General features: G+C 63.4%; 18 protein-coding genes and 2 pseudogenes. 10 read left to right on the top strand and 10 right to left on the bottom strand.

Features of this window, described 5'->3' with window-relative positions:
- The 3 genes and pseudogenes from BHE01S_RS39945 to BHE01S_RS30250 all read right to left on the bottom strand — a co-directional run.
- Window positions 1–127, bottom strand: a pseudogene (locus BHE01S_RS39945) (arsenite efflux transporter metallochaperone ArsD); the annotation flags it as partial.
- Window positions 72–389 carry a GNAT family N-acetyltransferase gene (locus tag BHE01S_RS30255; RefSeq protein WP_245639901.1) on the bottom strand — a complete coding sequence of 106 codons (318 nt, stop codon included), beginning with the start codon at window positions 387–389 and terminating at the stop codon, window positions 72–74. The gene BHE01S_RS30255 and the pseudogene BHE01S_RS39945, both read right to left, overlap by 56 nt.
- An 18-nt stretch (window positions 390–407) precedes the next feature.
- Window positions 408–953, bottom strand: a complete 546-nt coding sequence (locus tag BHE01S_RS30250; protein WP_042270533.1) for a hypothetical protein — start codon at window positions 951–953, stop codon at window positions 408–410.
- Between the two features lie 173 nt (window positions 954–1,126).
- Here BHE01S_RS30250 and BHE01S_RS37295 point away from each other — a divergent pair.
- Window positions 1,127–1,457 (top strand): annotated as a pseudogene (locus tag BHE01S_RS37295) (transposase); the annotation flags it as partial.
- Window positions 1,458–1,768: 311 nt separating this feature from the next.
- On the opposite strand, the gene BHE01S_RS30245 reads toward BHE01S_RS37295, so the two are convergent.
- The 3 genes from BHE01S_RS30245 to BHE01S_RS30235 all read right to left on the bottom strand — a co-directional run bounded on the left by BHE01S_RS30245 (window position 1,769) and on the right by BHE01S_RS30235 (window position 6,098).
- Window positions 1,769–2,596 (bottom strand): alpha/beta hydrolase, encoded by an 828-nt coding sequence (locus BHE01S_RS30245; protein ID WP_042270500.1) that lies wholly within the window; start codon window positions 2,594–2,596, stop codon window positions 1,769–1,771.
- Window positions 2,597–2,688: 92 nt separating this feature from the next.
- Entirely contained in the window at window positions 2,689–3,873 is a 1,185-nt protein-coding gene (locus tag BHE01S_RS30240) for a glycosyltransferase family 9 protein (RefSeq protein ID WP_042270499.1), read from the bottom strand.
- On the bottom strand, window positions 3,870–6,098 hold the full coding sequence (locus BHE01S_RS30235; protein WP_063769113.1) for a tetratricopeptide repeat-containing sulfotransferase family protein: 2,229 nt from the start codon (window positions 6,096–6,098) through the stop codon (window positions 3,870–3,872). Before BHE01S_RS30235 ends, BHE01S_RS30240 begins: the two co-directional genes overlap by 4 nt.
- Before the next feature lie 359 nt (window positions 6,099–6,457).
- On the opposite strand from BHE01S_RS30235, the gene BHE01S_RS30230 reads away from it, so the two are divergent.
- A complete protein-coding gene (locus BHE01S_RS30230) occupies window positions 6,458–9,088 on the top strand; it encodes an autotransporter outer membrane beta-barrel domain-containing protein (protein WP_167337722.1) in 2,631 nt (876 codons plus the stop codon).
- A 75-nt stretch (window positions 9,089–9,163) separates the two neighbouring features.
- Here the strand turns inward: BHE01S_RS30230 and BHE01S_RS30225 are convergent, their stop codons facing one another.
- Together BHE01S_RS30225 and BHE01S_RS30220 are read right to left on the bottom strand one after the other, a co-directional pair.
- Entirely contained in the window at window positions 9,164–10,309 is a 1,146-nt protein-coding gene (locus BHE01S_RS30225) for an ATP-binding protein (RefSeq protein WP_042270497.1), read from the bottom strand.
- A gap of 548 nt (window positions 10,310–10,857) precedes the next feature.
- Window positions 10,858–11,859: a MurR/RpiR family transcriptional regulator gene (locus BHE01S_RS30220; RefSeq protein WP_245639900.1), complete on the bottom strand. Its 1,002-nt coding sequence runs from the start codon at window positions 11,857–11,859 to the stop codon at window positions 10,858–10,860.
- Between the two features lie 160 nt (window positions 11,860–12,019).
- Between BHE01S_RS30220 and BHE01S_RS30215 the strand changes: the two genes are divergently transcribed.
- Genes BHE01S_RS30215 through alc form a run of 8 tightly spaced genes read left to right on the top strand, consistent with a single transcriptional unit; the run spans window position 12,020 to window position 18,029 of the window.
- Window positions 12,020–12,868: a transporter substrate-binding domain-containing protein gene (locus BHE01S_RS30215; protein WP_042270526.1), complete on the top strand. Its 849-nt coding sequence runs from the start codon at window positions 12,020–12,022 to the stop codon at window positions 12,866–12,868.
- Window positions 12,869–12,887: 19 nt separating this feature from the next.
- Complete coding sequence (locus BHE01S_RS30210) at window positions 12,888–13,520, top strand: DUF1989 domain-containing protein (RefSeq protein WP_042270524.1); 633 nt, start codon at window positions 12,888–12,890, stop codon at window positions 13,518–13,520.
- On the top strand, window positions 13,507–14,142 hold the full coding sequence (locus BHE01S_RS30205; RefSeq protein ID WP_042270495.1) for an urea carboxylase-associated family protein: 636 nt from the start codon (window positions 13,507–13,509) through the stop codon (window positions 14,140–14,142). Before BHE01S_RS30210 ends, BHE01S_RS30205 begins: the two co-directional genes overlap by 14 nt.
- Before the next feature lie 18 nt (window positions 14,143–14,160).
- Window positions 14,161–14,844 (top strand): amino acid ABC transporter permease, encoded by a 684-nt coding sequence (locus BHE01S_RS30200; RefSeq protein ID WP_042270494.1) that lies wholly within the window; start codon window positions 14,161–14,163, stop codon window positions 14,842–14,844.
- Window positions 14,841–15,515 carry an amino acid ABC transporter permease gene (locus tag BHE01S_RS30195; protein ID WP_042270492.1) on the top strand — a complete coding sequence of 225 codons (675 nt, stop codon included), beginning with the start codon at window positions 14,841–14,843 and terminating at the stop codon, window positions 15,513–15,515. Before BHE01S_RS30200 ends, BHE01S_RS30195 begins: the two co-directional genes overlap by 4 nt.
- A gap of 5 nt (window positions 15,516–15,520) precedes the next feature.
- Complete coding sequence (locus BHE01S_RS30190) at window positions 15,521–16,324, top strand: amino acid ABC transporter ATP-binding protein (RefSeq protein ID WP_042270490.1); 804 nt, start codon at window positions 15,521–15,523, stop codon at window positions 16,322–16,324.
- The gene (locus BHE01S_RS30185; protein ID WP_042270488.1) at window positions 16,321–16,989 is read left to right on the top strand and encodes a DUF1989 domain-containing protein; all 669 of its coding nucleotides are present in this window, start codon (window positions 16,321–16,323) and stop codon (window positions 16,987–16,989) included. The genes BHE01S_RS30190 and BHE01S_RS30185 overlap by 4 nt, the downstream gene beginning before the upstream one ends.
- A gap of 41 nt (window positions 16,990–17,030) precedes the next feature.
- Entirely contained in the window at window positions 17,031–18,029 is a 999-nt protein-coding gene (gene alc, locus BHE01S_RS30180) for an allantoicase (protein ID WP_042270486.1), read from the top strand.
- Between the two features lie 384 nt (window positions 18,030–18,413).
- On the opposite strand, the gene BHE01S_RS30175 is transcribed toward alc, so the two are convergent.
- Together BHE01S_RS30175 and BHE01S_RS30170 are read right to left on the bottom strand one after the other, a co-directional pair.
- Window positions 18,414–19,307, bottom strand: a complete 894-nt coding sequence (locus BHE01S_RS30175) for a hypothetical protein (RefSeq protein ID WP_042270484.1) — start codon at window positions 19,305–19,307, stop codon at window positions 18,414–18,416.
- Between the two features lie 318 nt (window positions 19,308–19,625).
- Entirely contained in the window at window positions 19,626–20,165 is a 540-nt protein-coding gene (locus BHE01S_RS30170) for a hypothetical protein (protein WP_052406185.1), read from the bottom strand.
- Between the last annotated feature and the right edge of the window lies 1 nt (window position 20,166).

Raw genomic sequence — 20,166 nt, 5'->3', positions numbered from 1 at the left:
GAATCGCCCCGGGAATGTGGTTTCGCTCGATGCGCGTGAATCCGCGCCGCGCGAAGAACGCGTGGGCGGATTTATCGTTCGGAATAAGGTAAAGCGCGCGCGGGGATCGCGTTTGAGCTAGCGCAATGGAAGCATCGATAAGACGGGTACCCAGACCGGATGCGCGCAGGTTGTGAGTGAACGGCGAACGAACGCAACAGGGCCGCATCGCCGGCTTGTTCCAGTCCCGCTACTCCGATGATCTCGGCGTCGCGCACGGCCACGTGGAAGCCGCCGAGGATTTGCGCGGCGAGGTCGCTTGCGGGCAACCCGCAGAGGTCCAGCAACGCGCGAATGCCGTCGAAGTCCGTGGCGGCGGCGCGGCGAATCTCGCAATCAGGCACGCTCATGCCAGCCCTCCTATACGTTCACGGCGCTGAAGCGTCTGCGGGATGGTGATGCATCGCGCCCGGATCGTGCCCGGCCATCGCGTCGTCCCCGTGATCGGACAGTTGGGCATCGAACCAGTCGTGCAGCGCGGCGACCAGACGAGGCTGCTCGCTGCGATACACGATTTCGCCGCCGCGGCGAACGTCGCGATAGTCGATCTTCAGTTCGCCGGGCCGTGCGGCACGCAATACGGCGAGGCCTGGCATGTCGTTGCCGTGGATCCGCTCCGGCGCTCCGAAATCGCCTGCCGAGAAGCGACGGGCGATCGCCGCAAGATGTCCGCGGATTAGCGCGGTCTGCTTCGCGTCGGGGTGCTTCGTGACGACCCGCTGGACGCCACCATCGGCCGTCTTCGTAAAGATGTGGGTGGTCGCCGCGAGCGAGAACGGCATCACGTCCGCACCGTGTTGCGCGACTTCTTTCTGGCGCGCCGTGACGTCGGCAAGGGTGAGCGGCGCAACAACCGCCGTGCCGAGCACGACGAGGATCGGTGCCGCGACGACTGCTGCTGAACGGCATTTCATCGAGTATTCCACCTGGAAGTGTACTGGAGTCTGGCGCCAGCATCCTGTGCGACGGTTGAGTGAGATCATACGGCGGCCACGCGCTTCTTCGCTCTACCGGGTGGACGCCGGCATGACGCGATCGCGACTACGCGAACTCATGGCAACCGCAGCGAATGCAGCCGTAGACACGAGGCAAGGAAACAGACGTTTATGCCGATGCCGGTTATCGGGGAATTGAAAAGCGAGATCAAAACAAACGGGTACGCTGGCATATAGCGATGACCCGCGGGCCGGAGCACGCAGCTCGATCTGAGTGATCGGCTGGACGCAATCTAAGACCAGATAGAACGCGTCAAGGCCGGGGTACGTGCGAAGGTGGAACACCCATTTCGGATTCTCAAGCGACAGTTTGGTTACGTCATGACGCGGTACCGGGGCTTGAAGAAGAACACCGCACGGATCACCACGATGCTCACTCTGGGCAACCTCTGGATGGTGCGCAAAACGTTGTGCAAGGGATGACATGCAGCGTCAGTCACGCCTGCGCATCGGGCGGGCAATCCCGAACTCTTTGCCTGGTCCCGGAAGATCCGAAATGGATCGACGATCACTGAAAATCTGAACAGCGCTCCAAAACTGCGTTGTTCAGACCGTCCCTAGGCTTCTTATATTCTACCGCCCAATCCCGAAAGAACTCGATCCACGTTCCTTCCATCACCGCCATGCCATGCTGATGAAACTTTTTTAGCGACGTCGCATCTACCAATGCCCTCCATTCCAGCGACTGAAAGCGCACGCGCAGCGCCTTGTGGACGACCCGTGTGCGCGAAGTGTCACCGGCCCTCGCAGCGCACGTCGATTCGCAGCAACGCGGGCCACGCGCGGGCCCAGTCGCCGTCGTGAGCAATCCCGTTCACCACGTGCCAGCGCGCGCAGCGCGGGCCTGTCGCCGCGACGAAACGCTCGGCGACGGCCGGCGGCACGACCGCATCGGCGTCGCTCGAAAAGTGCAATTGCGGCAGATCGCGCAATTGCGGCGCAACATCGATCGGATCGAGCGACGCGGGCATCGCCGACACGTGATGGATGCGGTTCACGTACTCGCTGTCGAGGTTGCCGGCGACGGTACGCAGCGACACGACGTCGTGCCGTCGCGCGGCGATCAACACCGCGAGCGCGGCGCCGCCGGAATAGCCGATGAGCCGGATGCCCTGTCCAGGTGCGCGCGCGGCGATCGCGTCCAGGGCCTGATCCATTGACGCGACGACCTCCGGCGCGAAGCGCGCGCCGGTCCAGTAGCGGACCGCGCAACGCGGGTTGTCGCTCATCGGCGTAAACTGGCAGGGCCTCGCGAGATAGGCAACGTTGGCGGCGCGGTCGGCCGCCGCGAGCGCGAGACCGGTGGCCTCGCGCGGCGTCGGGTCCAATGACGGCTGAGTGCGCGACACCCACGCGAGGCCATCACCTTCGATATATACATCGATCGGCGCGTCGCGGCGGGTGATGCGTGCGTAGGCGGTCAGCGAGAAGCTGTCGGTGCGGACCGTCTCGCGTTGCAGATGCGCGGGGGCGGCCAGCGCATCGGCGTGCGCATTGCGATCGACGCTCGCGCAGCCGCTCAGTGCTGCCGCCGCGGCGCTCGCGCCGACGAGCCGGGTCATCGCTCGGGTGATCCCCCGAGCGATTCGCCGCGGTGCCGAGGCGCCGAAAGCCTCACGCCAACGGCGCCGCACAATGGCCTCCGAGGTTGCCGTCACGATTGCCCGGCGCTCCACTGCAGCAACGATTCGCGCATCGTCGCGAGCACGCCGTCCCAGTCGCCGCGCCGCGATTGCCGGAACAGGCGGGTATGCGGATACCACGGAGTATCCGGACGGTCCATCAGCCAACGCCAGTCGGGCACGAACGGCAGCATGACCCAGCACGGGCGTCCTAGCGCACCGGCCAGATGAACCGGCGACGAATCGACGGAAATCAGCAGATCGACGACGCTCAGGATCGCGGCGGTGTCCTCGAAATCGCGGATCTCGTTGCTAAGCGACACGATCGGCATGCCGGCCGGCGGCTGCGCGGCTTGCGCCGCCGCCGGCCCTTTCTGCAATGCTACCAAGCTCACGCCGGGCACCGCGAGCGCCGCGAGCTGGCTCAGCGCAAGCGAGCGATTTGCGTCGTTCAGATGGCTTGGCCGGCCCGCCCATACCAGCGCGACGATCGGCCGAGGCAAGGCGGCGAGACGCTGCCGCCAATGCGCGAGCCGCTCGGGATCGGCGCGCAGATACGGGACCGGTCCCGGCAGGTCGGCCAGCTTGAGTTGCATCGCCATAGGCAGGCTCATCATTTCGCAATGCCGATCGAAGCGCGGCGGCAACTCGCCGCGCGTGACGATCTGGTCCCAGCCGTCGAGCCGCCGCGCGAGCGACAGCGCGTCCGGATGCACTTCGAGCACCACGCGCGCGCCGCTGCGGCGCTTCGCCCACGGCACCATCCGCATGAACTGGAAGGTGTCGCCGTAACCTTGCTCGTCGTGGATCAGCAGCGTTTGGCCGGGGATCGGCTGGCCGTTCCAGCGCGGTCGCTGGATCTTGCGCTCGAGCGACGCGGTGTGCGCAAGGCTGTAGCGGTAGCGATACTCGCGCCAGCCGCGCTCGAAGTCGCCGAGCAGTAGCAGCGTTTCGGCGAGGTCGTAGCGCGCGGCATAGTCGCCGGGGAGTTGCGTCGCGATCATCTGCTGGATCGCGCGGGCCGCTTCGAGCTTGCCTTGCGGCCGGAGCGCCGCGGTCAGCAGCTGCCACAGCGCGAGCGGCGCGCTGGTTGAGTCGGCCAGCAACGGCGCGAGCCGCGCCTCGGCGTCCTCGTAGCGTTGCGCGGCGAGTAGCGGGCGAATCTCGCCGATCAGTGCGCTCACCGCCGCTTCGGTCCATGCTTTCGGGCCGCTCATCGGCGCGGCTCCTTCCCCGCGTCCGGCGCGCGCGGCGTGGCTGTTACGCCAGGCGCTCTGGGTGTATCGGGCGTGGCGTGCGCAGGCGGCGCGCCGAACGTGCTTAGGGCAACCGGCGGAGCCGCCGCGTCCGCGCCATGCGCGTCCGGATGACCGAGCGCCGCGAGCAACGGCTGCAGATGCGCGGCGTAGCGGCGCCAGCGTCCCCTGGACGTCGCGTAGATCGGCTGACGCACCTGGCTCACGCTCGCGGTGCGCACCACCCGCGGGTTCTCGTGGAACGCGAGGCACGCGTCGTCCCACGGCAGGCCGAGAAACGCGACCATCCGGCGCGATTCGCGTTTGACGTCGTCGACGAGCGCGTCGTAGTCGACCTCGATGAAGCGATCGGCAGGCAGCACCTTGCGCCAGTGCGCGAGCAACTGCTCGTAGTAATGGTAAAACTCGCCGAGTTCGGTCTGATCGTAGGTGAAGCGCTGCTCGCCGGCGAACAGTTTGGAGTAGCACGACAGGCAGGTATCGACAGGATCACGCCGCGCGTGAATGATTCGCGCATTCGGCAGACAGCGCGCGATCAGTCCCGCGTACAGGAAGTTGGCCGGCATCTTGTCGACGACGCGCGCTGCACCGTCGGCGAGCGGTTCGACGCGGCCGAGATAATCGCGGCCGAGCGCGGCGAGCGCGTCGTCGGGCAACGCGGCGAGCGCTTCGACCGGCAGGCCGCGCGCGTCGACGGCGAGCCGCAGCGCCGGCAGTTCGCCCGCGCCTTTGACCTGCGGATGCGACGCGAGGATCTGTTCAATCAGCGTCGTGCCCGAATGCGGCATGCCGATCACGAACACGGGCAGCGATGACGCCGCGTCGTCGCGCGAGCCGGCCATGCGCACAGCGTCAAACGCTTGCGCGATGCGCCCCATCCACGCGCCAGCGGCCGCCGAGTCGTAGTCGAAGCTCGCGCGCTTCAGGCGGTTGCCCTCGTCAAGATGCGCGAACGCGCGCGCGCCGTCGCCGAGGTCCAGGTACGCCTTGCCGAGCGCGAAGCGCGCCGCCACCCGCACGTCCAGCGGATGACGCTCGCCGGCCGCGACGTAGTCTTCCAGCGCGGCGATGTCGCTGTCGTCGGCGTCAGTGAAGGTGCGCGTGTCGGCTCGGCCGACGATTGCGCGCGCCGATCCGGGAAACGCCGTGAGCACGTCCTGCCACGCATTCAGCGCGGCGTCGCGGCTGCCCGCTTCCGTCAACAGCGCGGCGCGGCCTAGCAGCGCGCTTTCCCGCAGCGTGCCCGGTAGTCGCGCAGCCTGTGCGAACGCGTCGAGCGCGTCGTCGGTGCGACCGAGCGTCTGCAATATTTGCGCGAGCACGTGGTGCGCTTCGGCGTTGTGGGGCGCGAGCGCCAGCGCTTCGCGCGCGCAGGTGAGCGCCGCGTCGAGCTGTTCGCGCTGCCGCAGCGCCTTGGCGCGCGCGACCCGCTCGGCCGGATGATGCGGCGCGAACGCGCGCAACATGTCAAGCGCCTGCCACACCGCGTCGTAGCGATGCCGTGAGGCTTCGACGTCGGCGAGATTCAGGTACGCATCGATCATGCGCGGATCGAGATCGATCGCGGTGCGCGCTTCGACGGCGGCCTCGTCCAGACGCCCTTGCGTGGACAGCAGAAACGCGAGGTTGCTGTGCGCCAGCGCGGAGTCGGGGTCGAGCGCGAGCGCGCGCCGGTAATGCGTCTCGGCGAGGTCGAAGCGCTGCTGGCGGCGACAGGTATTGCCCAGATTGTTGTACGCGTCGGCCCAGTGCGGTCTCAGCGCGACCACGCGTTCGAGACACGCGTGGCTTTCGTCGTAATGGCCAGCCTCCTGCAGCACGATGCCAAGGTTGTTCCAGCCCGCGACCAGCGCTGGATCAAGCGCGACGGCCTGGCGCGCGGCCGCTTCCGCCTGCGCGAGCAGACCTTTTTGCCGGCACATTTCGGCGAGATTGGCCGCGTACGAGGCGGGCACGCTTGGCGCCCGGCAGGCAGTGCCGAGATGCGCGATCGCGGCATCGAGATGGCCGTACGCGTGAGCCATCAGGCCCAGCAGGTGCAGCGCGTCCGGCTGATCCGGCACAGCGGCGAGCACGCGCCGGCACAGCGTTTCGGCCTGCGCGGCCTGGCCAGCCTCCCAGTGCGCGTGCGCGCGTGAGAGCGCCTCGGGGATGGTCAGGGTCTCGGACGGGCGGGAAGTGGGCATCGTGGGGTTTCAAAACGGTAGGTCGCAACGATACAGCATCGCAGCGCGCGCCGACTCCCGGGCTTAATCGAACTGCCGTGCGGTTTTTCGCGCGACGGGGATTATCGGGACGTCGAATTAATCTGGCCAATCGCGGCAAACGTTTTACCTGAACGCTATTGCCGGTATGAGCGGTTAACGACCCGCGTACCGCGTAATGAATGGTTTCGACAGAAAATAAATTGGAAATAAGCGCCTAAAGAAAATGCTAGGGGGGTCGTTAATGGGTGAAGCCGACAGCGTGGCGCCCGGATGCGGTTGCCGTAGTTGCATTATCCGGCATTTTTTACCGACTCACCTAGAACAACGCACTCATGGTCATGCAGCTCATTGAATTCCGGCCCGCCGCCAAAAAAAGCGTCCTCGCGACGGCGGTCGCCAGCGCGTGGCTGCTGCTCGCCGCGCAGTCCTCGTACGCGAGCGCGCCGCCCTCCGTTACGATCGCGGCCAACCTGACAGCGCCGTACGACGTCGCCACCGGCAACGCGTATTCGGAGATTTTGCTGCTGGGCGGCTACACCATTTCCGGCAATACCGCGACGGGCGCGGTTACGAATGAGGGCAGTATCGTTTCGCTGATCAATCGCGGGCTGTTCATTAACGGTTATGGCGTGTTGAATACCGGATCGATGGACAATCTCGACAACCAGGCGACGATAATCGGGAGTCAATCGTCGGGGGTCTATAACGAGGCGACCGGTTCTATCGGGGATCTCGGAAACGAGAACAACTCGACGATCACGGGTAACCACACCGGGATTCGCAATACCGGCAGCATTTCATTCATCGGTAATCTGGGTCTGATTCACGGGACCACCTTCGCGGGTATCGATGCGTCGACGGGTTCGATCGGTACGCTGCGTAATTACGGCGTGATCGAAGGCGGCCAGTACGGGATTTACAACGGAACCGTGGGCAGTGCGACCGGCACCATCGGATTGATCGACAACGAGACGTCCGGGCCGAATGCGGGCACCATCACCGGCGGCAATTTCGGCATCTACAACACCGGCACGATCACCGCGATCGACAACGCCGGCACAATTAGCGGCGCGACCGCGATCTACAACTCGGGCACGATCGGGGCGATCGCGAATAGCGGGACGATCGACGGCAACATCGTCAACGACTCGTCGCATGCGTTGACCATCAGCGGTGGCACGGGCACCACCTTCGGCGCGCTGGTGAACGGCATGATCAGCAGCACCGCGGCCGATCTGTCGTTCGGCACCGGCAATGTGCGGCTCGCCGACACGATCGACGTGGGCAGCCAGACGGTCCGCAACGTCGGCGCAGTGCTGGAGGTCGACGCGCCGGTCGCGATTACCGGCAACTACTACCAGTACGCCGGCGCGACGCTGCTAAGCGGCGTCACTGACAGCGCGGTGACCACCGGCGCCAGCTCGGACAGCGGCTACGGCCGGCTGATCGTCTCGGGCGATACGACCATCGAGGCGAATTCGTCGGTGCAGCTCAAGAGCACCACGGGCAACTACGCGTTTGCCGCAGGGCAACGCTTCGTCGTCGTCGATACGGCCGGGACCGCGAATTACAACGCGGCGTCGCTGCAGTACTCGCTCGCAAGCGCGGCCGGCACGCTCACCGCGACGGGCGCATCGGTCACGTCCGGCACGCATACCGACCTGGTCGTGACGATCGCCGACAGCACGGCAACCACGGGCACGGGCACCGGAACCGGAACCGGCACGACCACGGGCACAGGCACCGGAACCGGAACCGGCACGACCACTGGCACGGACACGGGCATGACGACCACCCCGAGCACACCGCCGGCGCTGCTGGTTCCGACGCGCCAGCAGGCGCGCCAGGCATACGCCGGGCTACTCAGGTACACGGGCGTGAGCGACGCGAAGCTGCTGAACCTGTACGACGCGGCAATCGCGCTGTCGACGTACGGCACGATCGCCGACGTGAACCGCGCCGGCGCGCAGCTCGCGCCGATCTCGCAGGCGGCGACCGCACGGGCGGCCGCCGCGCCGACCTACGGCGTGCTCGACGTGATTTCAACGCATCTGCAGGGCTTGCGGCTGGCCGACAACGAGGGAGTTGGCAGTGGCAGCGGCGTCTCGACCGGCGAAGGCGCGTTGCCCAACGGTCTGTGGGGCCAGGCATTCGGCGGCCACGCGAGCCAGGACGAACGCAATGAGGTCGACGGCTACAGCGCCAATTTCGGCGGTCTGATGGTCGGCATGGACCGCGCGATCGGCGATGCGTGGCGCGCCGGCGGCGTCTTCAGCTACAGCACTGCGGCGATCAACAACACAGGCTCGACGGCCGGCGACACGACCCGCGTCAACTCGTACGGTTTGATGGCTTACGGCAGCTACACGGCGAGCCGCTGGTACGCGAACGTGTCGGGCGGCGCGGTGCTGCAGCACTACGACGAGCAGCGCCAGATCGCCTTCGACGGCTACTCGGGCAACGCCAACGGCAGCTTCAGCGGCACGGAGTACGTCGTGCGCGCCGAACTCGGCGCGCCGCTCGCGGCCGGCGCCTACACGGTGACGCCGCTCGCCGCGCTGACCTACAGCTACCTGCACCAGAACGGCTACACCGAGACTGGCGGCAATGGTGCTGCGCTGACCGTGGGCAGCGCGAACACGGCCTCGGTGAAGAGCGATCTGGGCGCCAAGCTGTCGCGCGACTTCGCCACGTCGTACGGCGTCGTCGTGCCGGAACTCACGCTCGCCTGGCGGCATGAGTACGATCGCAGCCGTACGAGCACCGCCGCGAGCTACGCGGCCGATCCGAGCGGCCTGACCTCGTTCACCAGCGTCGGCGCTTCGCCGGTCTCCGACCTCGCGGCGGCCATCGTTGGTGTGACGCTGCTGCGTGCGAGCAACCTGAGCGTGACCGCGCGCTACGAAGTGGAAGCGGGCAAGGGCTATGTGTCCCAAGCCGGCACGTTGAAGCTGCGTCAGTTGTTTTAAGCAGACCGGTCAGAGGGAATGAACACGGCGCCCTGGTGGCGCCGTGTTCCAGGCCCCCGAACGGATTCGCGCGGATCAGATCAGCCGCACGTTCTGCTGCAGCAAAACCGTGAACAGCGTGCGGTCGTCCCACGGGGCATCGTGAAAGGCGTCGTTCAGCATCGGACTCAGCGGGTCGCGCTGCCATTCGTCTGGGAACAACGCGACGTGACACTCATGCCCCCTGGACGGCACGCTGTCGCGATCGACGCCGCACACGCTAGCGAGCGCGCGGCACAGATCGTCGCCGAGCAGATGGCCCAGATGCGAGATCGAGATCGGCCGCGGATTGTGTTCGATCAGGGTGGCGTGGCCGACTTCGTCGATCAGAAAATCCCAACCGTGAAATCCGCCAGCCCCGCTGGCGGCGACTAGCGCCGCGCACGCGTCGGCCATCGCGTCATGACGCAGCAGTTTGACCACGCTGCTGGGCGAGGTCGGCCGCTCGCCGCGCCGTTGCGTTTGCAGCGCGCTGAGGCCGGCCAGCACCCGGCCCTGATGCGCGAACACCGCATGCATGCCCAGCGCGCCCGCAACGAACGACTGAACGACCCACGGCCACTTCCGGTCGCGAAAGCGCTCGCTGGACGTGAAGTCGCGCAGCGCCGCTTCGGTATCCAGAAGAATCGTACCTGCCCCTCCGCGCGAGGACTCTTGCTTCAGCACCACCGGGTAGCCATGCAGCCGCGCAAACGCCGCGCAGGCTTCGAAGGTGTTCGCATCCGCCTGGAGCGCCACGGGCACGCCGGCGGCGCGCGCGCTTTCGAAGGCGCGGCGACGCACCGCGAACAGCGGATAGCCGCGCGGATCGCCCAGGGACTTGCGTACGAGCGTGACGACTTCGGCCGGCAGCGGCCGTTGCGCGCCCTGCAACTGGCCGACGCCGATTTGCTGTAGCACTTGCGCCGCCAGTTCGTCGAGCGGCACGACCCAATCGGGGCGGGACTGCGTTACACAGTCGATGAACGGCGTCACCGCGAGGCCGCCGTCGGACGGCCACGCGTAAAAAGCGCGTACATGCCCCGAATGGCTCGCGAAGGCGGTCCGCACGCCGCAGAACACGACGTCGAGGTCGGCGCGGGCCAGATGCCGCGGCAAATGCATGCCGCCGAGGCCGGGCAGCAGACCGACAAGCAGGATGCGCGGGCGAGCGGCCGGATTGGAGGGCGGGGTCGAGGTCATGGGCAAGATTTGGGAAAGTGGGCCAGCTAGGCGACCGGCGAAGAGGTTAGGCAGGCGAACCGGACAGTTTGCTCCAACGTCGCCGCAGCGGCAGAAGGTAGCAAAGCTCGCGCCGCATCGGCGGTTCGTTCCCCGCGCCTCGATCGCGCGGCAAGCGGTTCGGAGCTTTGGCTTGTTCTCAATTACAAACACTTGGCGCACTTGGCTCCTGCGCCTACCTGGCAAGACTCGATTTTCCCCACCGGTGCCGTATGGCTAGGCAGGATGGCGCGCCATTCTGCAATCCCAGTTTGCGAGCGGGTGTTTCCTGTTTATATTCGGCGTGCTACTTTTTTCAATCACGTGACGTGATGATTATGCCTGTTGCATGAAATTTGGGCCGGGGGCGAGCGGTGTGCCCGGTCGTGGGACGCAGTGCGGCCACTTTCGGACGTTCGACAAGCTACGAAAATCGTCAACAATCGGTGTTCGTTTCCCCAACCTCACTCGCGGAAGCTTCACCTCTGCCTAACAGGTGCGGCAGGCCCTCGAGAAAAATCCCCGAGTTTTCAGTCAAGTTCGCGCAAACTCTCGTGCAAGATTTCGACCCGCTGTAAATGGTTGTTGTCCCGCTCGAGCAGACGTTCGGCAACCAGTGAGCAGATCAGATTGACCACCGCCGTCATGCCGACCTTGCTGTCGAACAGCATCAGCCCATCCGTGTGGCACCGGATCACCCAACGCGCCAGTCGCGCCGGTTTGCCCGCAATGACGTCCGACATATACAGTATCGGTACGCCAGCCTCGGCCAGTGCGATTGCGGCCAAACCGACCGCCGGTACACGGCGCCGCAAGCCGACGATGATCACGACATCCTTCGCAGTCAGGTCGCCGAGATATTCACCAATTGTGTCGCCCGGGGCGGGCAATAAGACCACGTCGGAGCGCACCTGAATCAGTTCACGCCTGATCATTGTGGCCACCGTATGACTATGCCGATACCCGATAATCACTACGCGCCGCGCGTGTGCAACCGCTTCGACCACCTCGCCCAGCACGAGCGTATCGAGCGACCGGTACGTGTTCGCCAGATTCTCGACCTCGTGCCGCAAATGCTCCTGAATCACGTCGTCGAGTTTCGTCCTTGCATTCTTGCGGCCTCGATCCTGTAGGTACAACGGCGAACCGCCTACCTGTGCCGCGCGCGCAATCGCGCGCGCGTCGTCATAAGACGCATATCCGAGCTTCTGAAAAAAACGCGTCGTGGTCGCTTTCGACACCTGCGCGGTCGTCGCAAGTTCGGTGGCGGTTTGCATCGCCAGTTGTCCCGGCGCACTCAGAATGACATCGGCCAACCGTTGATCGATCTCGGACAGTTCGTCATAGCGTTCGGCGATGCGACTCTCGATCGACTGCGGTGCGCGCTTCTCCTGTTTCGTTTGAGCGTTTGACATTTCGGCCTGTGAGTAGGTGGAGAGCCTGTCGTGGTGCGAAATGAGCACCGCGAACGTGCATCGCTGTTCTCTTGCACGCACCGGGTGCAGACGGTCGGCATCTCGCGTTGGCGTCATTATAGGTCGAACCATGGGACTTGAAATTCATGTTTCTCGAAAACCTTTATAGAAACAGGTGTTTTTTCAAGTAACCCCATGAAACCTGTGTTTCTGTCGTCGGGTTGGTACAGATCATGCATTGAAGATGCATCGTCCACCTGTCGACGGGAGTTCCATGATGTCGAAACGCCGCCTCTCCAGCATTACCCTCGCCGCGCTGTTGCCGTTTGCCGCGTTGACCCACTCGGTGACCGCGAGCGCCGACACGCTCGACGACATCAAAAGCCGGGGCACGATGACCGTCGCGATCGATCCGACCTTTGCGCCGTACGAATACATCGACTCCAATGACAACATTGTCGGCTTCGATCCGGCCGTCATGGCTGCGGTCGCGAAACATCTCGGCGTAAAGATCGAATATCAGCGCATGGCGTTCAGCGGGATCATTCCAGGCCTGCTCGCGCATTCGTTCGATGTCGAAGGTTCCGCGCTGAACGTAACCGCTGAACGCGCAAAGCGTCTTGCTTACGTAGTGCCGACCAGCAAGACCGTGAATGGCGCTCTGGTGCGTGCCGATTTCACGAAGATTCCGCAGCCGGCCAAGATCGAGTCTCTCGCCGGCCTGACGGCTGCGGTCAAGAGCGCGAGCGCGCCCGAACAGATCCTCAAGCAGTTCAACGAGACGCTGAAGGCCAAAGGTCTCGCGCCGATCCAGCTGATCAGCGTGGACAGCGTCGATCAGACGGTCGCTGCGTTGATGACGCGTCGCGCCGATTTCGTGTTCGACGATATGACCGTGCTCGCAGGCGTCATCAAACAGAATCCGGGCAAGCTGAAATCGACCGGCGAGCTCGGACCGTCGCAATGGATTGCCTGGGCGACACGCCCGGAAGATACGCGTCTGAACAAGGCGATCAGCGACCAGATCATCGCAATGAAAAAGTCCGGCGAACTCGCGCGCCTGCAAAAAGCTAACCTGGACGTGACGTTCGATACGCCGACGTCCGATTTCATTCCCGCGCCGTAAATTGAGCAAGCCGAATCAAATGACAGATCCAGTACAGACTCTCACCGTCAAGGCAGGACACGGACGTACCTTCGAAGTGAAGGCGGGCCAAAGGTTGACCATCATCGACGTCGAGGGCCAGCAGGCCGCCGACTTCGTCGCGGTGGTCAAGTCAAATCATGGCGAGAAGCTGTCGCCGACGCATACGCGCCGCCAGCTTCGGACGCTATTTTTCAATGTCGGCGATGCACTGTATTCGTCGCTAGGGCGTCCGTTGTTGCGGGTGGTCGAAGACACCGTCGGCGTTCACGACGCCAACGTGCCTGCCTGCGACGACACCCGTTTCACGGTCGATTTCAACGTGACCGGGCATCGCAACTGCCTCGACAACATGCACGCGGGTCTGGCGCTGTACGGACTGTCGCCGTTCGATGTGCCGGAGCCCTTCAACCTGTTTCAGAACGGCCCGGTCACGCAAGATTGCCGGATGCAGGTCACCGATCCGACCAGCAAGCCCGGCGACTACATCACGTTCGATGTACTCGAAGATCTGGTGTGCGCGGTGTCGTCGTGTCCGCAGGACATCATTCCCGGCAACGGCCTGAAGATTACCGACATCGCCATTTCCATCCTGCCCGCGACGCCTGAACGGACTCAACATGCTGCTTCTTAAAGAACCGCCTTCGCGCGCACCGCTGCCCCCGAAGACCGTCGCCGTGCCTGCGGGCGAGTCGCGCGGGATTGACGTCAAGGCAGGCCAGCTCCTGCGTATCGAGGCGAAAGAACCGCGCGCGGTCGCGTCGATGTTCGGCTTCAGCCGGATCAACGGCGACGTGTACGTGTCGGTTCATCACACACGCGTGTTCAGCAATTCATATGTGTTGCAGGCGGGCATGCGGATCGTCAGCAACCGTCGCCGCGCGTTGATGGTGCTCGGCAAGGACTCGAGCGGCAAACACGATCTGCTGCTTCCCGCATCGACGAGCGCGTATCTCGCGGAACAGGGCTACGCGGCACAGACCGGGTGCGTCGAATCAGTCGGCGCGTTGATTGGATCGCTGGGCCTGAATCCGCCCAAAATACCCGACCCGATCAACCTGTTCATGCACGTAGCGTTGCATCAGGATGGCCGCATCGAACCGCTGCCCAACGCCACACGTGCCGGCGATTTCGTTGCGTGCCGGGTGGTGACGGACATGGTGTTCATCGTGTCGGCTTGCTGCACCGGCATTCCCGGCAACGACGTGCCAGGCGCGCTCGAACTGTCGGTGGCCGAAGAACTCGACGAACTCTGATCCGGGGAACCCGTCGTGATGGGCTTTGACCCACAAGTGATCCACAGCCTGCCGACACTCATTGACGGTTGGCTGCTGACCGTGGAACTGACGTTGCTCGGCGCAACTGGTAGTCTCGTGTTCGGCCATCTCGCGCTCGCGATGCAACTCACGCGCGTCGCGCCGTTGCGCTGGGCCGCGCGACTCTACATCAGCTTCATGCGCGGCACGCCCGCCCTCGTGCAACTGTTCGTGCTGTTCTTTGCGTTGCCGCTGATCGGCCTGGGCGGCCGTCCGATGCTGGCCGCCGCGCTCACGCTCGGCCTGAATAGCGGTGCTTACACGGCGGAAATCCTGCGCGGCAATCTGCGGGTGATCACGGCCGGCCAGTACGAAGCCGCGATTGCGCTCGGTATGGCGCCGTGGCGCATTGCACTCAGGATCGCACTGCCGCAGATGCTGAAGGCCAGCCTGCCCGCACTCATCAACGAATTCACGATCCTGCTGAAAACCACCCCGCTCGCGTCGGTCGTCGCCGTCACCGAACTGACGTACGCCGGACAGATGGTGATCGCGCGAACCTACACGTCGACGCAAGTGATGCTGCTTGTCAGCGTCGGTTATCTGGCGGTCGCGCTACCGGTCATCTATGTCGCGCGACGCGCACAGCGTTCGCCGCGCACCTCCGGCGTCGAACCGGTCGCGACGGGAGTGGCGCGATGAGCTTCGATCTCAGCGTTCTGTCCGGCGACTGGCCGGAGCTTGCGGCAGGGCTCGGCAGCACGGTCTGGTTGTGTGCGGCCGGCGCCGCGATGTCGGGCGTGCTGGGCGTTCTGCTGACCGTGGGCCAGCGGCGCAGCGGTCCGTGGCTGGCGGCGATGATTCGCGGTTACACCGCATTGACGCTCGGCCTGCCGCTGCTCGTGCTGCTGTACGTGATGTTTTTCGTTTTACCCGATTTCGGCGTGCTGCTGCCCGCGCCGCTGGTAGGCACGGTCACCCTCGCGATCTATTACGGCCCGTACGTCGCAGAAGTGATTCAGGCTGCTGTCGCCGCGGTGCCTGCGGGAACCGTCGAAGCGGGCGTCGCGATCGGTATGTCGCCGGTTGCGATCGCACGCCGCATCGTCGCCCCGCAAGCGTTGCCGCTGCTGCTGCCCACGCTGACGGGTTTGCTGATCGGCCTCGTCAAGGACTCCGCGTTGCTCTCGGTGATCTCAGTGCACGAGTTCATGTTCACCGCGAAGGGTGTCGTGTCCGACACGTACGCTCCGCTCGAAGTCTATTTCGTCGTCGCGATGGTCTACTGGGCCGCCACGTCCGTCATCCACTTTTCGACCCGTCATTGGGAGCGCCGTCTCGGCCGCTCCCATCGGGTCACCCTGCCCCGGTGATAAGTATGAACCCATCCGATAGCACACCGTCCGTGGCGTTGAAGGCGAGCGGCATCGTCAAGTCGTTCGGCGCGAACCGCATTCTCGACGGCGTCGATCTGACAGTCGCGCGCGGCGAAACGGTCTGCGTACTCGGTCCATCGGGGTCTGGAAAATCGACGCTGCTGCGCTGCCTGAACTGGCTTTCCCCACCCGATGAAGGCGCGATCTGGATCGGCGACCAGCGGATCGGTTTGCGCGAGAATCCGAACGGCACGACGATCCGGCGCCCCGACCGCGAGATACGTGCGCAGCGCAGCCGGATCGGCATGGTGTTTCAGAGTTTCAATCTGTGGCCGCATATGACAGTGCTCGAAAACGTGATGGAAGGATTGCTGTCGGTCAAACGGATGAACCGTCTCGCCGCCTCTGACCTCGCCATCGAAGCGCTGCGGCAGGTTGGCCTCGGCGGCAAGCACACGTCGATGCCTGCGAACCTGTCGGGCGGCCAGCAGCAGCGCGTCGGCATTGCCCGCACGCTCGCGATGGCGCCCGAAGTCATCCTGTTCGATGAACCGACCAGCGCGCTCGATCCCGAACTGGTTGGCGAAGTGCTGGCCGTAATGCGCGGACTCGCCGCGAACGACACGACGATGATCGTCGTCACGCATGAAATAGGCTTTGCGCGCGGTGTCGCGGACCGCGTGATCTTCATGGATGGCGGACACGTCGTCGAACAGGGGCCACCAGCACAAGTGATCGATACACCTTCGTCGCCGCGACTCCAGCAATTTCTCTATCGCTTTACTCTGGAAAATTCACGCTCATGAGCTATACGAATCAACCCATACTGACCGTCCCCGCCGGGCACGGCAAGGCAGTCCGACTGAAAGCGGGCCAGGCCGTGCGAATCATCAATACCCATGGCACGCAAGTCGTGGACTGCTGGGCATGGAATGCGTACGACCTGAACGAATACATGTGCATGGAGACTACGCGCGTGTGGAACCAGCGGCTAAATCCGGTGGTTGGCGACAGCTTCGTGACCAACCTGCGCCATCCGGTGCTGACGGTCGTGGAAGACACGACGCCCGGCGTCCACGACACCTTCATGGCGGCCTGCGATCGCAAACGCTACGAATTGCTCGGCGTGCGCGGCTACCATCGCAACTGTTGCGACAACATGTTCGAAGGGATGTTCGAACTCGGCGTGACGCCGCCGCGCCAGAACCTCGCATCGTTCAATATCTTCATGAACATCCGCGTGCAACCGGACGGCATCACGCTGCATACGTTGCCTACTGTGACGAAGCCTGGCGAGTACATCACGCTACGCGCCGAAATGGATTGCTTCGTTGCGTTTTCCGCTTGTCCGCAGGATATCGTCAAGATTCAGGGGCAAGGCGACAACACGCCGCAACCGGTTGACATCGCCGTGCTCGACGACTTCGTATCCGGTCTGCAAGGCACACAATCGTGGGTTCCGGAAGCCTGAACCTTCATCATTTCAACTATCCCGGGTAGACCCTCACGCACATGGCAATTCCCGCTTTCGACCCGAATGCTCCGGCCTTTACGTGCACGGGCATCAACCTCGCGGACCCTCGTCTCGGCGCACAAGCCGTACTCACCAGTGACGACTTTTTCGCACCGATGGCCCGCATGCTGGCTCCGGAACCGGCCGTGTTCATCCCTGGCAAATACGACGACAACGGCAAATGGATGGACGAATGGGAGTCGCGCCGCAAGCGCGTGACCGGCCACGACTTCTGTATCGTCAAGCTAGGCGTGGCGGGCGGTCTGATGGGCGTCGATATCGACACGAGCCATTTCACCGGCAACTTTCCTCCCGCGGCATCGATCGACGCGTGCCGCTCGGATGACGACATTCCGCGCTTCGACACGCAATGGACCGAAGTGCTGCCCGCGGTAGCTCTGAATGGCAACGCGCATCACTTTCACGCAGTCGAAGCGGCAGCGGGCGCCGTCTACACGCACATAAGACTGAATATTTACCCGGACGGGGGTGTCGCGCGATTACGCGTGTTCGGCCGGCCGCGCCGCGAACTCCCGAGGAACGCCGAAATCGATCTGGCGTCAGCGATGAATGGAGCGCGGATCGTTGCGACGAACAACGAACACTACGGCCTCGCGTCAAATCTGCTCTTGCCCACGCGTGCGGCCAACATAGGTGAAGGGTGGGAAACCCGCCGACGTCGCGAACCGGGCTGTGACTGGTGCATCGTCGAACTTGCGGTGCCGGGCGAAATCAGCAGGATCGATGTCGACACCGCGCATTTCAAAGGCAATTTCGCGGATCGTTGCTCGCTGCAAGGCGCATTCGTCACGGCAGCCACCGACGAATCGCTCATTACCCAATCGATGTTCTGGCCCGTGTTGCTCGGCGAGCAGACGCTGGAAATGGACTGCTTGCATGCGTTCGCGCCTGAACGGATCGTTACCCATGTGCGGTTCAATATTCTGCCGGACGGAGGGGTGTCGCGAGTTCGCCTGATCGGGCGCGCAGCGGGTTGATCAACCCGACGCTGCCCCGGATATAAGATTGCGACGAGGCGCAACCCCTTTCTAGTTCCGCACGAACGTCTCTTATCGAGCAAGGTGCATGTCTCATCAGGGTGGCTTTATGCCCCTTGCATGAGACGCCGCGCCCGCGGGATCGCCAGGCCCGGACGGCGGGCGCTACCCGGCCAGGAACAGACCTTCGCGCGGAGGGCGGCTGAGACGTTCAGATGACTAATGCGCACAACGAGCGGTCATTGACCGGCGCTCGCGAGACGGCCTGTAGATAGGTCGAAGCTGAGCGAACCGCTGTTTCCATGTCGAACGACATTCAGAAAGCTGAGCCGCCCCGCTGCAGGGTGCGTCCAGTTTCGGGTTGAATGCCACTCGACAGATAGACTACTGTCTAAGCGAGGGCCGCGCGAATTTCTCTAGCGCTTCTAACGCTTTGGCAATCCGGTTTGTCAGTTCGTTATCCGTTGCGCCGCGCGAAGCAAAAACCTCCGACCTCACTTTGCGCCCGAATTCGCGATCCGCTTTGAAGTTTTCCCCTTCGCTGCGCAAGTCGTCCATATAGCTCTCTGTCGCGGCGTTCAACATCACAACGCAATCGACCAGTTCACGGGTTAGCGGCCTGACGTCGCCGCCCCATATGGCTTCGGCTTCGAGGCTCCTTGTTTCGAATTCTGTCATTGCTGCGCCAACCGGAGACCACCGGGCAGCGAAAACATGAGCGTAGGCCCGCACCTTGTCATCCCAACGAGTCTCACGGCCCAAGGACCGGCTCTCGCGATATTCGGCGGGAAACTCGCCGGCGACAATGAGTGGCGCGCGGCAATTAGCAACTGCCTCACGCAGCGCGTACGCTGCGCGCATCAGACTCAATGCAGCGTCGAAGCGGGTCCTTCCCCGCAACTCCCTAAGCCAGTTGTTCAAGCCTTTCCACGCCACTGTCGCAGTGACGGCACCGGCGACCGCCAGAGCAATATCCTTGCAGATCGACACGAGTGCAGACACGTCCGCCACACGCACTGGCCCTGTCGCCGGCGAAACCTTAAAGGCGAACACCGCTGACGGCAGCTGAGGAGCGAATCCGGCCGCGATCAGACAAAGTCCGAGCTTTGAACGTCTTTGGTATCGCCGAAATCGTTCTGTTGTCTCCATCGCCACATACGATCCCTCGTTGAGCACGTCGAGATTTGGCAGGCCGTAAACAATAGTCAGGACCGCGCCCGCGAAGGCCAAGGCGAGACCTGCAAGATTTGCAAAAGCGAATAGCACCGTGAGGTTCATTGTCGGTATTCGAAGCCGTAGAGCGATAAGTTTAAGGTATGCCAGAAAGCAAAACGGTCACCGCCTAAGATCGACAGTGCGAGTTGGCCTATGCAGGAGCCGGCCACGACCGGCACCGTAGGGTAGACTCAAACGCGAGCTCTATTGAATATCGGATAAGGCGTGGCAACGGCAAAAATTCCTCGAGGTGCCAATATCCGGACGGGAAAGCTGTCACCGAGAGTTCAAAAGCCCAAGTGACACTTCACAGTGGAGAGCGGTTAATTGCTGCGATCTCCATAAACCTCAGCCGACTTCCCGATATGTAATCGCATGTGTTTAACCCGCTTTTGGCGGCTGCCAGCCCAAAACAGGTCCGACATACACCGAGATGCCATAGGCAAATGAATCCTGCTTATAAGGAGCGCCACAATAGAGGACGGCCACGCATTCTTTTGCGAGCATTTTGTAAATGCCATTTTCAGTTCCACAACTGTACAACAACGCGACACTGAAACGTTTCTCGCCGTGTGAAGCATCGATGGTCATATAGAGCGCCTCATCGTCGGGCTCGTTGACTTTCACATTCCAACCAGCATCGCGTAAAGGCCGAACCAAATCAGTCATACATTGCTGGGAAAGAAGCCCCTTACGGAGCAGGACGCCATTGTCTGCTGGCAATGGAGGAACCAAGCGCCCATGTTTTCGAAAATGATCCTGTTCGGCGAGCTTCAACTTCATCTGAACATCGCCCCGAAGCAGCGCCTGTTGCCAAAGCAGGGTGCTGTCGTCATTCATGCCAGGGAGAAAAAACGAGACGCTATGAGAGGCATCGTACCAGGATTCGATGGCCGCAAGTGTCGCAAGCGCGTTGAACAAG

The organism is Paraburkholderia heleia NBRC 101817 (assembly GCF_000739775.1).
Classification (GTDB): Bacteria; Pseudomonadota; Gammaproteobacteria; order Burkholderiales; family Burkholderiaceae; genus Paraburkholderia; species Paraburkholderia heleia.
Note: the sequence above shows the minus strand (reverse complement) of the source record. Positions and strands in the feature narration are given on the sequence as shown.